The organism is Rhodococcus jostii RHA1, assembly GCF_000014565.1.
In the GTDB taxonomy this organism is placed as follows: domain Bacteria; phylum Actinomycetota; class Actinomycetes; order Mycobacteriales; family Mycobacteriaceae; genus Rhodococcus_F; species Rhodococcus_F jostii_A.
Genome location: NC_008268.1, coordinates 761,178 through 774,491 on the forward strand (window position 1 = coordinate 761,178; position 13,314 = coordinate 774,491).

Genomic DNA, 13,314 nt, shown 5'->3' on the forward strand with positions numbered 1-13,314 from the left:
CTCCACAAAAAAATTCATCGCGACATTCCGCAACCATGCGATTCCGTCCAATTCCGTTTGCACAAGAACCCCCACGGAACGACCGTTAAGTACTTAATTCCCCTGCACGGCAACATCTCCGAGAGGTAATGCCATGCGCGGCCGCAACGGTTCGACACGGTCGCTGCAGGAGGCTCCGGGATCATCGACGGCCGGACTTTCTGCACGAGTGGATGCAGAAACGGGGCATCCGTGGGGTCGGCCGGAGTAGTGGTTGTGCTGGTGATTGAGCGTTCCCGGGTTGGGGTAGTCAAAAAACGCGCACCCCTACCGCGCACGGTCTTGCGGCACATCTCCGAAACGGTCCTGCGGCACATCTCCGAGGTTGGCGAGAGGTGCTAGGTGACCACTCGGCAAAAAAGGGGTTCCACGATGAACAACAAGACTCAGATGGCGGCCGCGATCGGTGCGGGCTATCTGCTGGGGCGCACCCGCCGGATGAAGCTGGCGCTGATGCTCGCCGGGGCCCGGACGGCCGGGCGCTTCCCCGGCGGGCCGCGGGAGCTGCTCACCCTCGGCACCAAGATGCTCTCGAATTCCCCGGAGGTCGCCAAACTCGGCGACACGGTCCGGAGTGAACTAGTCAGCGCGGCGAAGGCGGCAGCGGTCACCGCTGCCAGCCAGCGCATCGACTCGCTGAGCAACCGGCTGCAATCGGGCGGCCAGGAGATCACGGGCACCGTCGGTGATGCCACGGACAACGTCACCGATGTCACCAAGGTGAGCAGATTCGGTCGCAAGAAGCGCACTCGCTCGCGGGACGACGAGCAGCCCGGTACCGACGAACAGCCGGAGGACGAACTCGCCGACGAGGAAGACGAGGCCGACGACTACGAGGAGCGCGGCGAGGACGAGGCAGCGGCCAAGGACGAGGCAGGGGCCGAGGACGAGGCAGGGGCCGAGGACGAGGCAGGGGCCGAGGAGCCGGACGAAGACGAGGCCGACGAGGAACCGGCCCCCCGTAAGCGGCCCACGCCGCGCCGCCGGGCCTCGGGCACCGGCAGCACCCGGCCCACCGCGAGCAGATCGCGGACCGCGAAGTCAGACGAAGACGACGTAGAGGCTCCTGCCCGCAAACGCAGGACACGGGCCAAGGCCACCACTGATTCAGCGCCCGTCCGACGGGCACGGAGGTGATGGCGATGACGAGCGCCGCGAAGAAACTACAAGAGGCCGCACCGGGTGACGGGGACGGCGCGTCGAGCGTGCTGCAGGAAGCAATGCAGAGACTGGTCGGCACGGTCGCCGAGAAGGCACTGTCCTCGGTCTCGGACAAGGTGGCGAACACCTCCGGGCGGCTCACCGAGTACGCCGAGAACGGCGGCGAAGGAGGGCTGCTCGCCGCCCTCACCGGTTCCGAGAAATCGGATGACGATGAGTCGGATGACGATGAGTCACCGGACGAGTCCGACACCGGTGGCGGCTGGTGGGAGGGCGCCAAGCAGACGGTCAAGGACAAGGCGTCCGACCTCAAGGACGCGGTCACCGGCGGTGGTGGTGGCGGTAGCGGAAAAGGCAAGAAGCTGAAGTTGACCAACATCGTCGAAACGATCGATGTCGGGGTCCCGGTTCAGCTGGCCTACAACCAATGGACCCAATTCGCCGACTTTCCGTCGTTCATGAAGAAGGTCGAACGGGTCGAACAGGAATCGGACGAGAAGCTCGAGTGGAAGGCGCAGATCTTCCTGTCGCACCGAACCTGGGAAGCGACGATCCTCGAGCAGGTTCCCGACGAGCGGATCGTGTGGCGCTCGAAGGGCGCCAAGGGGTTCATCGACGGTGCGGTGACGTTCCACGAGGTGACCCCGGATCTCACCCGCATCGTTCTGATTCTCGAGTATCACCCGAAGGGGTTGTTCGAGAAGACGGGAAACCTGTGGCGTGCGCAGGGACGCCGAGCACGGCTGGAATTGAAACACTTTGCACGCCACGTCATGACGCAGTCGATCCTCCATCCCGACGACGTCGAGGGCTGGCGCGGAGAGATCCGGGACGGTCAGGTGGTCGAGCCCGAAGAGGACGAGGCGGAAACGGAAGACGAACAGGCCGAAAGCCAGCCGGACGAGGGCGAAGAGGACGAGGGCGAGGAGCCCGAGGCAGACGAGGACGAGTACGAGGAGCCCGAGGCAGAGGACGAGTACGAGGAGCCGGAGGAAACAGACGAGACCGAAGATGAGGAGCCCGAGGCAGAGGAAGACGAGGCTGACGAGGACGAGGGTGAGGAAGCGGTCGACGAGGAGGCCGAGGCGCCCGCGCCGGCCCGCCGCGGCCGTCCGCGCAAGACCGCGGCCGCGAGTGAACCGCCGAAACGCCGTGGCCGCCCACGCAAGACCGCGGCGTCGGGTGAAGACACTGCACCGGCACGCCGTGGCCGTCCACGCAAGACCGCGGCCACCAAGTCCGCCGCCTCGAGGCGAGGAGCCCGCCGATGACCACCGGTGGGCCCAGCTCGAGCAGCCTCGCCGACGTCATCGACACCATCCTGGACAAGGGTCTGGTCATCGACGCGTACGTGCGGGTCTCGCTGGTCGGGATCGAACTGTTGACGATCGACGCCCGCATCGTCGTGGCCAGTGTCGACACGTATCTGCGGTTCGCGGAGGCGGTGAACCGGCTCGAGATCGGCAGCGAACCCAAGGGCCTGTCCGACCTGGTGGGCGGCGCCACTGAGGGCGGTGCCAAGTCGAAGACCAAGGGCGCGCTCGAGGCTGCCGGTGACAAACTCGGTGACCTCCTCGGCGGCGGAGAAGAGGAGCCCGAGCGCGAGCGGGTGTCACGTAAATCCAGCAGAGGGGACAAGTGATGTCCACGTCGAAGCAGGCCGATGCGTCGGATCAGGCTGCCGATGCGTCCGAAGAGCCGCGTACCACCGGCGTCTACGTCTACGGCATCGTGCCCGCGGATGTGGAGACCGAAGACGACGCGGTCGGCGTCGACGACTCGCGGGTGAGCACCATCAAACACGGCGACATCGCGGCGCTGGTCAGTGAAATTTCGGTGGACCGGCCGATCGGTAAACCCGCGGACCTCCAGGCCCACGCCCACCTGCTGGACGGTGTTGCGCGGGTGGCACCGGTACTGCCGCTGCGGTTCGGGGCGGTCCTGACCGACACCGACGCGGTGAAGGACGAACTGCTCACCGCGCACGCCGACGAGTTCGCCGCCGCCATGGAGGAACTCGAGGGTAAGGCCCAATACGTGGTGAAGGGCCGCTACGTCGAACACGCAATCCTGTGGGAGGTGATCGGCGAGAACGAGCGGGCCAGCGCCCTGCGCGACACGATCCGGGACCAGCCGGAGGCCGCCACCCGCGACGCCCGGATGGCCCTCGGCGAGATCGTGGCCAACGCCATCGTCGCGAAGCGGGAGGAAGATACGGCCACGGTGGTCGAGGCCCTCGACTCGCTGGCCGACTCGGTCAACGTCCGCGAACCCACCCACGAGGAGGATGCCGCCCAGGTGGCGGTCCTGGTCGAGGTTGCCCGGCAGGACGAGCTCGAGCAGGCGGTGGGAGCGTTGGCGGAGCAGTGGGACGGCCGGGTCGAGATGCGGCTGCTCGGACCGCTCGCCGCCTACGACTTCGTGCTGTCCCCGACGCCGGAGGGCTGAGGCGATGGGACTGCTCTCGTTCATCGTCACCCTGCCGCTCGCGCCGGTGCGTGGGGTGATCTCGCTGGCCGAGTTGATTCAGCGGCAGGTCGAGGAGGAACTGCACGATCCCGCCAGCGCCCGCCGCGCGCTCGAGGAGTTGGACGAGGCCCGCGAGCGGGGTGAGATCTCCGCCGAGGAGGAAGAGCAGGCGCAGCAGGCCATCCTCGACCGAATGACCGGAACGGCTCAGCCCACCACTCCGGAGAGGGAGTGAGCAGGTCATGGCGCAGGAGCAGCCACCGACACTGCCGGCGCAGGACATCGCCGAGCTTGCGGTGCGGGACATCACCCAGCTGACGGGCAAGAAGCCGCTCGGTGCGACGTCGGTGATGCCGACCGACGACGGGTGGACCGTGGAAGTGGAAGTGGTCGAGGATCGGCGCATCCCGTCCTCGACCGACCTGCTCGCCCTGTACGAAGTGGTGTTGGATATGGACGGAGAGTTGTTGTCCTACCGCAGAACCCGCCGCTACAGCCGCGGTGCCGTTGACCAGTCATGACCCTGTCCGGCGCGAACTCCGGGCGCCTTCCGCAGAGCCCCACCGGCGGGATGGGTGGCGGGCACCAGTCGACGAATCTCGGGGAAATCCTCGAGCGGGTACTCGACAAGGGCCTGGTGATCGCCGGGGACATTCAGGTCAACCTCCTCGACATCGAACTGCTGACGATCAAGGTGCGGTTGGTCATCGCGTCGCTGGAGACGGCGAAGGAGGTCGGGATCAACTGGTGGGAGAACGATCCCTGGCTGACCGGCAAGAGCAGCGACCTCGAACTCGAGAACCGACAACTCAAGGAGCGCATTGCCGCACTCGAGTCCGACCGGACGGTGCGTCCCGAGGTGGAGTCGGGTAGTCCGATCGAGGTGGAGGGCAGGCGGCGAGACGACGATGACCGCGAGTGACGACGGGGGGTGGCCGTGCGGCATCACCTCCGACAGCGTCGACGATGCCCGACCGGCCGGGGTGACCGGACTGGCCGGCGAACCGGTCCGCACCGACGAACTTGCCGACGAACTTGCCGACGAATCCGCCTCGGCCGTCGCGGCACTCGACACCAAACATGAGAGTGTGACTCTGGAGATGACCGGACCGTGGCCCCCGTACTCCTTCGCGGGGATCGATCGGACGAATCCATGAGCGACATGGTCCCCGCGGTCCCCGCGGACGACACTCGCCGCATCGCCCTCGTCGACCTGCTCGACCGGGTGCTCGGTGGCGGCGTCGTCATCACCGGCGAGATCACGCTGTCGCTGGCCGACGTGGACATGGTGCGGATCTCGCTGCGCACCCTCATCGCCTCGGTCAGCGCCCTGGAGCCGGCTCCGAAGGGGCCGGATACCACCGATGACTGATCCCGGACAGTTTGCGCAAGCCCCGCCGAGCTGGACGCCTAACCGGGGAGGGCCACCGTGTACTGCCGCAACGTATCGGGGCGCCGACCCGAATCGGTCGAACGTGGCCCGGTCACCCTGGTTCTCATCCTCGTCGAATTGCTGCGTCAGCTGATGGAGCGGGCAGGCCCTGCGCAGGGTCGAGCACGGAGATCTCAGCGACGAACAGATCGAGCGGATCGGGACGACACTGATGTGCTCGAGGACCCGCATGGCCGAAGGGTGGGATCGGTTCGGGTTGACTCCGAGGACCTCAACATCGACCTCGGACCACTCGGGCCGCTGCTGTCCAACGAATAACCGAGATCACTCAATTTCTGTCCCACCACGGTGGCAGCTCCGTCCGGACGCCGACCCGTGACACAGCTACCGTTGAGGGTGTCGCCGCGCCCAGACCGCGCGGTGGCCCAATACCCCGCCGGATGAACCCCCCGGCGGGGTCACGGAACGGCCGGAGCCGGCGAGGGCGCTGGCGGACTGAGACCGCGCCCGTCGGTGAGAGCACCGCGGACAGACACCTCGAAACCGCGTGAAGTAACCGATGCTGAACCCCGAGCTCACTGGACGTGATCCCCGTCCGCTGGGCGGATGTGACGGTCGGGTGGACTGTGCGCCTTCCGATCTCGATCTTCAGGGGCGGTGTGGCCCAGTGCTGATCCTCATCCCACGATGATCAGCACACCGACGAACGCGACCACGATAAGAGAGGCGGCCACACAGACCGTCCACGCCCGTATCGCGACCCGGTGCCAATCCCGTCCGCCATGCCGTGACTCGACCGTGAGCACCCGCGTCCCCGGGTCGGATGCAACCTGATCGGCCCGTTCCGGCCCCTGCCTGCGAGACGCCGCGTCAGCGGTGACCGCCGCGGCGAAAGATGCTGCGACCACGATCAGCGTGGCAGCGAGCACCGCGACCACCCAGAACAGGTTCATACCGAGCACTGAAAAACTTCCTTGGTTGCCGAGGGCGACGGTCGCTGACGCGATCGATCACCCAACCCCGCCCCGCCCATGTATCGCCACGACGGCCCGTTGTGTTGCGCGGCGCCGAACGCGGAAGCAGATCCGGCACCCACGCCACACCGGATCGATCCAGTCCCCTGGTCCTGATTCACCCCAGGGATTTCGCACATTTTGATCACTCGTCCATTTCCTATTTTGATCACTCGTCCAAATGAATTTGGTCTTTCGTTAAGTCCGAAATCGTGTCCAATTTCGGTTTCGGTGAAACGACGAGGGCACCTCCGAGCGATATGCAGGTAAGCGGGATGGATGATCTCGTAAACGACAACAGGTAAGAGGAGTGAAGGGTTCATGGGTTCTGCAGGTATTGACCTCTCGATCGCCTTCGAGGCGTTCCTGAAGTGGCTCAGTGTGACATTCGGCGGCGGCATCGGAATCGGCTGATCGGCGTATACACCCTGGAACGGCGGCGGCTCGGTTCACCAGGTGGGAGCCGAGCCACCGCCATGAGCGGCGACTCATCCCGAAACCAGATCAAGAATTACTCCCCGGTGCATACCGCCGCAGCACAGCTTTCGGCACCTCACATATAGAAGACATCGCCGTCGAAAGTGACCCCTCAAGAAGGAGTGATCGTCATTCAACAACGGGCTCGCGTGACCCGGAATAGCGTATTGCAGCGTGCGGCCGAAGAATTCGACCGAAACGGGTATGTAAACACGACTTTGGAGATCATCACCGGGCACTCGGGCGTCGGCAAGGGCGCGGTGTACCACCATTTCACGTCGAAACCGGCCCTCGCCGACGCGGTCATCTCCGAGGGGATGAACCGCATGGGCCATCTTCGCTCGCGGCTGATACGCCGCCATCCCCGTGCCGTCGAAGCGCTCATCGAGCTCTCCTACACCCTGGCGGATGCGGGTCGAAGGGAGGCGATGGTGCGGGCCGCGTTCCGGTTGGTCCGCGAGATCGGCGACAGCAGCGGCCATCTTCGTACCACGACCATCCACACTTGGACCGAAGCGTTTCGGGGCCTGGTGGAGCGGGCCATCGCGAGGGAGATTTCCGGGCGGGCCTCGATCCGCAGGAGGTCGCCGAGGTACTCATCGCAGTTGCCTACGGTGCCCAGCTGCACGCCACCGGGACCGGCATCCCCGACGCGGGGGCCCGCCAGGGGTGGATGAGAGTTGGCGGGTGCTGCTGCCCGCGCTCACCACCCCAGAAGACGAAACGTACTTCCTGCACTTCGCGCACCGCCGCACACCAGTCACCGCCGCACCCACGGACACGCCGATCGATCCTGATCCCGAACACCCGGTCCCACCGGTCGCATCCCATGTCGGTCCGTCGCGCGACGGAGTATCCGGTGCGGCGCGATCCACGGTGCCCACGAATCTCCGACCGATGAGGTCGGCCCCATGAAGGAATCCGTGACCGCTCCCGGGAACGGACGCGACACCATCGGTTCCGCACCAGCGGGCGAACAGACCGACGAGTACCTCGCCCGCGCCGTGCCCGCGGCTCTCGCCGCGGGCATGTCGTGGGAGCAGGTCGCCACCCGACTCGGCGTACCGCCGTCGCCGACGTCCGATGGGCCCCCCGACCGACCAGGACTGGCAGAACGCAATCGCGGCCCACGAGAACGCCCGGGCGCAGCGCATCCACGCCCCCCGACGGGTCGCAGCACCAAAATCGGACCACACGGTCATCGCGCGCTGAAGGCCCGCCGGCGGCCGATGCCGAGAGAGCGATGAGCGCCCTTTCAGGGGCCGACAGCCCCAGCACTACGGAGTCGGCACCATGGGGCATCAGCGGAGTCACCTCTGACACAAGGGTTTGACCTGCACTTTCAGGGGAATTCTGAGGTGTTCACAGAATGGGTTCCTGAACTTCGACGGTGGTCCCGGACGACGTGACGCGCCGCATGTTCACCCCCCGTTCGCTACAGGAGTCGGGGACTCTCAGGATGAGGTGAGCAAGGTGAAGAAGAAGAGCGCGGCGCGCATGGCAATCGCATCGGCCGTCATCGCTCCCGCGATCGCGCTCGGGACGGGTACCGCAACGGCAGTGCCGCACTGAGCGTCGCGGCAGCAAGTTCGGGGGAAGTAACTGTCACCGTGCCGGACAAGGAAAACTGGACCTGCTTCGGCTTCGACTCGGGGTTCAATTTCAAGACCGGGGCCTTCGCCCCAGGTGTCGGCAGGCTGGGCGGCTTCGCGAAGGGATCCAACGTGACCGTCGTCTGCTTCGGCAACCAGGCCCCGTTCTTCTTCACCGGGAGCGTGACCGTGAAGTGACCAGCTCGGCTCAGCCGGACCTGTCGCCGTAGGCATCTGGAAGCTCAGTCGGCCGCATGCGGCCGCTCAGCCAGTTGTCCTGGCCCCCGGACCGGATCCCCGGGTTCCGGGCTCGATGGTGAGGTCAGCGGTATCGGCGAAGACCAGACGCCCGTCGTCTAGGGCAACCGCCCACCGATGCACGGGCGCCCAGTCGTGCCCGCGTTCGGCGGTGTCCGTCAGGTCGGAGTAGTCCTCGACGATCGCGCCGGCCTCGGCGTGTCCGAATTGTCTCTGGACCAACACCCGGGTACCCACGGTCAAGGTTCGGGGCTCCGGTTGCTTGCGGTTTTTCTCGGGCATGCGTGTCGAACCTTCTCCCTCGGCGGTGTTCGCCGAACATAAGCATGACCCCTCAGTGTCCGTCAGTGCGATGGATGGCGGGCAGACCAGGGACGCGGCCTAGGGGTACGGGACCGGACGATCTACGACGGCGAACCCTCCACCGTCGTTTCCGACCACGTATATGGGGTAATCCAGGGTCGAGGCCGCCGGGTCGATGGCCCACTCGCGGCGAAACGAGGTTCAGCGTGATCATTCTCGGACTGATTCTGCTCGTGATCGGATTCGTGGCGCATATCTCGATCCTGTGGACCATTGGCATCATCCTGTTGGTCATCGGGGTCATCCTCGCGCTGCTCGGGGGCACCGGCCGCGCCGTCGGCGGCCGCCGTCACTGGTTCTAAAGGCCGGACACCCCGGCACCCTGCGCACTTCTCTCTCCGCATGCAAGCTGGTCGGCGGCGGTGGGAACCCGGGTGCTCCCCCGGTTCGGGAGCACGCCAGCGATACCCGACCAGAACGTGGGTAGTGGAGGAGTTGGATCGCTGCGGCGGTTCCTGACATGAACAACGGCACTCGCTCCCTCGAAGGCACGTAATGCAGAAGCGGGCGGAAATCACCGGTGCGGCGCCGCTACGCGCAGCGGCGGCGGTGTTCGCCCGCGTCGGCTACGCCGATGCCCGGCTCAACACCATCACCACACGCGCTCAGGTCAGCAAGGGGGCGTTGTACGACCATTACAGCTCCAAGGAAGACCTTGCCCGCGCGGTCATCGAGGCGGGCAGTGCCCGGTTCCAGCTCGCGTGCCGCCCGTTTCTCACCTCCCGGATACCCGCGTTCGAGGCGCTGATCGGCATCTCGTCCCTGTTGGTCGATCCGGCCGTCAACGACGTTTCGTTGTGGGCGAGGACTTCTCGTTCGAAGAATCCGGTGGCGAGGTCGGACAGTGCTTTGACCTCCTCGTCGTGCCAGGACGGGACGTACTTCTTCATGGATGTTCCTTGTGATGTTCCGTGTGATGTTCCGTGTGCGGTGCTGCGCGGTGGCACCGTCGCATGCATGAGTGTGGGCCTCGCTGTGAGCGGTGTCCGCCGGTTTGCGTGCCGGCTTCTACACGGCCTGCTTTTCGGCTCGGGCGGTCAGCGGGTACGCCTGGAGGAGCTTGTGCAGTTCCTGGTGGTATGTCGCCACGTTGGCGACCTTGATCTGTTCGTATCCGCGGATGAGGTCGGGCAGTTCGGCGATCTCCACCGCCGCGGTGAGGCTGTGCGGGTTGAGCAGGTGCAGGAGTTGCTCGATGGTTTCGCGGTATTCGGTGATCAGCTCGCGTTCCATCTTCCGGATGTGATGGTAGCCGAACACATCGAGCTTGGTGCCGCGGATCTTGCGCATCCGGTGCAGGGTCCGGAATCCGGGGTTGATCCAGGATCCGAGTGAGAGTTTGTTCTTCATCCCCATTGCGCGCAGCATCGGGGGATGCAGGCGCACTGAGTGTTTCGCGCTCTTGCCGAAGGTGTCCTTGATCGCGGTGTCGAAGGCAGGATCGAGGGCGAGACGTGCGACTTCGTACTCGTCCTTGTAGGCCATGAGTTTGAACAGGTTCTTCGCGACTGCCTCGGCCAGCACGGCGGAGTGTCCGGCCAGCGTAGCCTCCTGCCGGCGTACCGATTCCACGAACTCGGCGTAGTCGCGGGCGTAGTCGGTGTCCTGGTAGTCGATGAGTTCGGCGGTGCGTAGCTCGACGATGCGGGCGAGTTCGGAATCGGTTGCGGCCCGGACCGTGCCGGCGAGGGCGAGGGTCTGGGGGGACGGAGCGGCCGGTTCGAACACTGCCCGCCGGTTGCCGTCGATGGCGGCGGTGAGGGCGTCGGGGTCCGCGATGGCCTGGCGGCCGCGGCGGAATGCCTGCAGATTCGCCTCGATCGAGACACCGTTGAGGGTGATTGCCTGCTCGATCGCGGCCGCGGTGATGGGGAGGACACCGGTCTGGAAGGCGGCTCCGATCAGGAGCATGTTCGTGTACTGCTCGTCGTCGAACAGCTCACGCGAGAGCAGGGCCGGGTCGAGGTAGATCGCGCGGGAGGTGGCACCGTCGATGGCGCTGCGAATGGTGCTCAGTTCCGGGAAGTGCACTGCGGTGTCGACGATCATCTGACCGGTGGGGATTTCGGTGGTGGAGACGACGGCGACGGTGTCGGAGCTGTTGGCCACCTTCAAGTTGTTGGGGTCGGTGGCGACGAGGGAGTCGCAGCCGAGGTAGAGGCCGCAGCGTCCCTGGCCGATCTTCGAGGCGCCCTCGCGTGGTTCGGCGCTGATCTTCAGGTCCGACACCACGGCCCCGCCCTTTTGGGCCAGGCCGGTCTGGTCGAGGCTGCGGACGAACTTGCCGTCGATCACGGCGGCGGTGGCCAGGATCTGCGCGACGGTGATGACACCGGTGCCGCCGACGCCCATGATCCGCATCCCGAACTGGTCGTCGATCGCCGGCACGTCCGGGTCGGCGATCAGGTCGGCGGCGATGGCCGGGACGGGGGTGCGCTGTTCCCTCGGGCCGGGGGTGATGGTCACGAAGGACGGGCAGTCCCCTTTCAAGCAGGAGTAGTCGAGGTTGCAGGAGGATTGGTGGATCGTGGTCTTGCGGCCGAATTCGGTGTCGGTGGGGTGCACCGACAGGCAGTTGGACTTCTCCCCGCAGTCGCCGCAGCCTTCGCAGATGCGTTCGTTGATCATCACCCGGGTGGTCGGGGTGGGCAGTGTGCCGCGCTTGCGCTTGCGGCGCTTCTCGGCGGCACATTCCTGGTCGTGCACCAGGACGGTGACCCCGGGGATGGCCGCCAGTTCCGTCTGGACGTCGACGAGGTCGTCCCGGTCCCGGATCTCGACGCCCTTGGGGAGTTTCAGTGCGCTGATGCGCTTGGGGTCTTCGGTGGTGACCACGACCTTCTTCACGCCTTCGGCCAGGAGCAGCCGGGTGATCCGGTCCAGCGGCATGGCGCCGACCGGGTCCTGTCCGCCGGTCATGGCGACGGTGGCGTTGTAGAGCAGCTTGTAGGTGACGTTCTCTCCGGAGGCGACGGCGGCGCGCAGCGCCAGGCTGCCCGAGTGCATGAACGTGCCGTCGCCGATGTTCTGGACGAGGTGGTTTTCCTCGAGGAACGGGGCCATGCCGATCCATTGGGCGCCTTCGCCGCCCATCTGGGTCAGCCCGATGACGTCGCCGACCTGCTTGTCGTCCATCATCATCACCATGGCGTGGCAGCCGATTCCGCCGCCGATCAGCGTGTCGGGTGCCACTTTGGTCGAGGAGTTGTGTGGGCAGCCGGAGCAGAAGTAGGGGGTGCGGCTGAGCAGCGGCAGTGCGATCTTCGAGGTCCGGGGGCGCTGCTTCCACTGCTGGACCGGTTCGATGCCGTATTCGTCGCCCAGTCGGCGGCTGAGGGCGTTGGCGATCAGGTCGGCGTCGAGCTCTCCGAAGATGTTGACCAGGGATTTGCCGTTCGGGTCGGTCTTACCGATGACCACCGGGGCGTTGGCGCGCCGGTAGAGGATGTCGCGGACCGCGGTCTCGAGGAACGCCCGCTTCTCCTCGAGGACGATGATCTCGCCGAGCCCCGCAGCGAACCGGTGCACGATCTCGGGGTCGACGGGGTAGATCATGCCGAGCTTGAGGATGCGGATCCCGTACCGGCGCAGGTCTGCAGGTCCGAGACCGAACAGTGAGAGTGCCTCGCGCAGATCGAGATACGTCTTCCCGGAGGTGACGATGCCGATCCGGTCGTCGGGCCCGGATTGCGCGATGTCGTTCAGTTTGTTGATGCGAGCGTAGTCGAGCGCGCGGGGCAGTCGGTCCATCATCTGGCTGCGTTCGAGGGTGAGCAGGTTGGGGCCGACGAGGTTGGCGTTCGGGGTGTATGTGCTCGGTCCGATATCACCGAAGCTCGGGTCGATCCGGTCGGGGTGCACGGCGGCGGAGCTCGCGCCGTCGGCGACGGCGGTGACGATTTTCAGTCCCGACCACAGGCCGGTGAACCGGGACAGGAACGGTGCATGCAGCCCGTAGTCGAGCACCTCCTGGGAATCGGCCGGGTAGAGGGTGGGGATGAGCAGATCCGCCATGGCGACCTCGGACGCGCACGCCAGGCTCGAGGACTTCCCGCCCGGGTCGTCGCCGACGAGGGCGACGGCGCCGCCGTGCGGATCGGTTCCGACGAGGTTCGCGTGCCGGATGGCATCGGAGGCGCGGTCGAGTCCGGGGGACTTGCCGTACCAGTACCCGGTGACCCCGTCCGAACGCAGATGTCCGATCTGCGGCGCCATCTGAGTGCCGAGCACGGCGGTGGCGGCCAGTTCTTCGTTGACACCGGGACGGTGCACGAGGTCGAACTCGTCGAGAAGCTTGCGTTTGCGGGCGATTTCGAGGTCGTACCCGGCCAGCGGTGATCCTTCGTAGCCGGAGACGAAGGACGAGGTGCGGTGGCCGCGCCGCCGGTCGAGGATGGCCCTGTCCCGTAGCACGCGTACCAATGCCTGGATGCCGGTCAGGTAGACCGAGCCTTCTTCGAGGACGTAGCGGTCGTCGAGCGAGAACGTGGACGGGCGGGTCTGCATGGTGGAGGACAAGGCGGTGTTCCTTCGTGTGATGTCGACGTCG

17 protein-coding genes and 3 pseudogenes are annotated in these 13,314 nt (G+C 66.1%); 16 read left to right on the forward strand and 4 right to left on the reverse strand.

All coding sequences use genetic code 11. The features are described 5' to 3' along the window. The first annotated feature begins 411 nt into the window (after positions 1-411). The 11 genes and pseudogenes from RHA1_RS03390 (at position 412) to RHA1_RS53500 (ending at position 5,441) form a co-directional block, all read left to right on the forward strand. Entirely contained in the window at positions 412-1,176 is a 765-nt protein-coding gene (locus RHA1_RS03390) for a hypothetical protein (protein WP_041811011.1), read from the forward strand. Between the two features lie 5 nt (positions 1,177-1,181). Next, positions 1,182-2,471 carry an SRPBCC family protein gene (locus tag RHA1_RS03395; protein WP_041812305.1) on the forward strand — a complete coding sequence of 430 codons (1,290 nt, stop codon included), beginning with the start codon at positions 1,182-1,184 and terminating at the stop codon, positions 2,469-2,471. After that, positions 2,468-2,842: a gas vesicle protein GvpJ gene (gene gvpJ, locus RHA1_RS03400; protein ID WP_011593952.1), complete on the forward strand. Its 375-nt coding sequence runs from the start codon at positions 2,468-2,470 to the stop codon at positions 2,840-2,842. Before RHA1_RS03395 ends, gvpJ begins: the two co-directional genes overlap by 4 nt. Further along, entirely contained in the window at positions 2,842-3,648 is an 807-nt protein-coding gene (locus RHA1_RS03405; RefSeq protein ID WP_009480808.1) for a GvpL/GvpF family gas vesicle protein, read from the forward strand. Before gvpJ ends, RHA1_RS03405 begins: the two co-directional genes overlap by 1 nt. A 4-nt stretch (positions 3,649-3,652) precedes the next feature. Next, positions 3,653-3,904 (forward strand): gas vesicle protein GvpG, encoded by a 252-nt coding sequence (locus tag RHA1_RS03410; protein ID WP_011593954.1) that lies wholly within the window; start codon positions 3,653-3,655, stop codon positions 3,902-3,904. A 7-nt stretch (positions 3,905-3,911) separates the two neighbouring features. Then, positions 3,912-4,190, forward strand: coding sequence for a gas vesicle protein GvpO (gene gvpO, locus RHA1_RS03415; RefSeq protein ID WP_011593955.1), 279 nt, complete (start codon positions 3,912-3,914; stop codon positions 4,188-4,190). Further along, positions 4,187-4,591 carry a gas vesicle protein gene (locus RHA1_RS03420; RefSeq protein ID WP_011593956.1) on the forward strand — a complete coding sequence of 135 codons (405 nt, stop codon included), beginning with the start codon at positions 4,187-4,189 and terminating at the stop codon, positions 4,589-4,591. The genes gvpO and RHA1_RS03420 overlap by 4 nt, the downstream gene beginning before the upstream one ends. Then, the gene (locus RHA1_RS03425) at positions 4,578-4,826 is read left to right on the forward strand and encodes a GvpL/GvpF family gas vesicle protein (protein ID WP_041811013.1); all 249 of its coding nucleotides are present in this window, start codon (positions 4,578-4,580) and stop codon (positions 4,824-4,826) included. The genes RHA1_RS03420 and RHA1_RS03425 overlap by 14 nt, the downstream gene beginning before the upstream one ends. A gap of 5 nt (positions 4,827-4,831) precedes the next feature. Beyond that, positions 4,832-5,041 carry a gas vesicle protein gene (locus RHA1_RS03430; protein ID WP_009473335.1) on the forward strand — a complete coding sequence of 70 codons (210 nt, stop codon included), beginning with the start codon at positions 4,832-4,834 and terminating at the stop codon, positions 5,039-5,041. Between the two features lie 57 nt (positions 5,042-5,098). Then, positions 5,099-5,308 (forward strand): annotated as a pseudogene (locus tag RHA1_RS45675) (hypothetical protein); the annotation flags it as partial. After that, positions 5,259-5,441 carry a hypothetical protein gene (locus RHA1_RS53500; RefSeq protein WP_423816271.1) on the forward strand — a complete coding sequence of 61 codons (183 nt, stop codon included), beginning with the start codon at positions 5,259-5,261 and terminating at the stop codon, positions 5,439-5,441. The pseudogene RHA1_RS45675 and the gene RHA1_RS53500, both read left to right, overlap by 50 nt. Before the next feature lie 298 nt (positions 5,442-5,739). Here RHA1_RS53500 and RHA1_RS03435 read toward each other — a convergent pair whose 3' ends face one another. Further along, entirely contained in the window at positions 5,740-6,015 is a 276-nt protein-coding gene (locus RHA1_RS03435; protein WP_011593959.1) for a hypothetical protein, read from the reverse strand. A gap of 659 nt (positions 6,016-6,674) precedes the next feature. On the opposite strand from RHA1_RS03435, the gene RHA1_RS03440 reads away from it, so the two are divergent. The 3 genes and pseudogenes from RHA1_RS03440 to RHA1_RS53505 all read left to right on the forward strand — a co-directional run bounded on the left by RHA1_RS03440 (position 6,675) and on the right by RHA1_RS53505 (position 8,342). Continuing rightward, the gene (locus RHA1_RS03440; protein WP_237726844.1) at positions 6,675-7,229 is read left to right on the forward strand and encodes a TetR family transcriptional regulator; all 555 of its coding nucleotides are present in this window, start codon (positions 6,675-6,677) and stop codon (positions 7,227-7,229) included. Positions 7,230-7,463: 234 nt separating this feature from the next. Continuing rightward, positions 7,464-7,799 (forward strand): hypothetical protein, encoded by a 336-nt coding sequence (locus tag RHA1_RS50335; protein ID WP_011593963.1) that lies wholly within the window; start codon positions 7,464-7,466, stop codon positions 7,797-7,799. Positions 7,800-8,049: 250 nt separating this feature from the next. Beyond that, a pseudogene (locus tag RHA1_RS53505) lies at positions 8,050-8,342 on the forward strand (hypothetical protein). Between the two features lie 66 nt (positions 8,343-8,408). Here the strand turns inward: RHA1_RS53505 and RHA1_RS03460 are convergent. Then, positions 8,409-8,684 carry a hypothetical protein gene (locus tag RHA1_RS03460; protein ID WP_011593966.1) on the reverse strand — a complete coding sequence of 92 codons (276 nt, stop codon included), beginning with the start codon at positions 8,682-8,684 and terminating at the stop codon, positions 8,409-8,411. 227 nt (positions 8,685-8,911) lie between these two features. On the opposite strand from RHA1_RS03460, the gene RHA1_RS50340 reads away from it, so the two are divergent. After that, the gene (locus tag RHA1_RS50340) at positions 8,912-9,067 is read left to right on the forward strand and encodes a DUF6131 family protein (RefSeq protein ID WP_011593967.1); all 156 of its coding nucleotides are present in this window, start codon (positions 8,912-8,914) and stop codon (positions 9,065-9,067) included. 193 nt (positions 9,068-9,260) lie between these two features. Continuing rightward, positions 9,261-9,374, forward strand: a pseudogene (locus RHA1_RS51590) (TetR/AcrR family transcriptional regulator); the annotation flags it as partial. Between the two features lie 26 nt (positions 9,375-9,400). Here RHA1_RS51590 and RHA1_RS51595 read toward each other — a convergent pair. Continuing rightward, entirely contained in the window at positions 9,401-9,655 is a 255-nt protein-coding gene (locus RHA1_RS51595) for a hypothetical protein (RefSeq protein ID WP_041811017.1), read from the reverse strand. Positions 9,656-9,773: 118 nt separating this feature from the next. Next, positions 9,774-13,283: an indolepyruvate ferredoxin oxidoreductase family protein gene (locus RHA1_RS03475; RefSeq protein ID WP_081437399.1), complete on the reverse strand. Its 3,510-nt coding sequence runs from the start codon at positions 13,281-13,283 to the stop codon at positions 9,774-9,776. Positions 13,284-13,314: the final 31 nt, after the last annotated feature.

Bases quoted from the DNA above. Each gene is read 5' to 3' on its own strand.
- RHA1_RS03390 (WP_041811011.1), top strand. From the start codon at position 412: ATGAACAACAAGACTCAGATGGCGGCCGCGATCGGTGCGGGCTATCTG.
- RHA1_RS03395 (WP_041812305.1), top strand. From the start codon at position 1,182: ATGACGAGCGCCGCGAAGAAACTACAAGAGGCCGCACCGGGTGACGGG.
- gvpJ (WP_011593952.1), top strand. From the start codon at position 2,468: ATGACCACCGGTGGGCCCAGCTCGAGCAGCCTCGCCGACGTCATCGAC.
- RHA1_RS03405 (WP_009480808.1), top strand. From the start codon at position 2,842: ATGTCCACGTCGAAGCAGGCCGATGCGTCGGATCAGGCTGCCGATGCG.
- RHA1_RS03410 (WP_011593954.1), top strand. From the start codon at position 3,653: ATGGGACTGCTCTCGTTCATCGTCACCCTGCCGCTCGCGCCGGTGCGT.
- gvpO (WP_011593955.1), top strand. From the start codon at position 3,912: ATGGCGCAGGAGCAGCCACCGACACTGCCGGCGCAGGACATCGCCGAG.
- RHA1_RS03420 (WP_011593956.1), top strand. From the start codon at position 4,187: ATGACCCTGTCCGGCGCGAACTCCGGGCGCCTTCCGCAGAGCCCCACC.
- RHA1_RS03425 (WP_041811013.1), top strand. From the start codon at position 4,578: ATGACCGCGAGTGACGACGGGGGGTGGCCGTGCGGCATCACCTCCGAC.
- RHA1_RS03430 (WP_009473335.1), top strand. From the start codon at position 4,832: ATGGTCCCCGCGGTCCCCGCGGACGACACTCGCCGCATCGCCCTCGTC.
- RHA1_RS03435 (WP_011593959.1), bottom strand. From the start codon at position 6,015: ATGAACCTGTTCTGGGTGGTCGCGGTGCTCGCTGCCACGCTGATCGTG.
- RHA1_RS50335 (WP_011593963.1), top strand. From the start codon at position 7,464: ATGAAGGAATCCGTGACCGCTCCCGGGAACGGACGCGACACCATCGGT.
- RHA1_RS03460 (WP_011593966.1), bottom strand. From the start codon at position 8,684: ATGCCCGAGAAAAACCGCAAGCAACCGGAGCCCCGAACCTTGACCGTG.
- RHA1_RS51595 (WP_041811017.1), bottom strand. From the start codon at position 9,655: ATGAAGAAGTACGTCCCGTCCTGGCACGACGAGGAGGTCAAAGCACTG.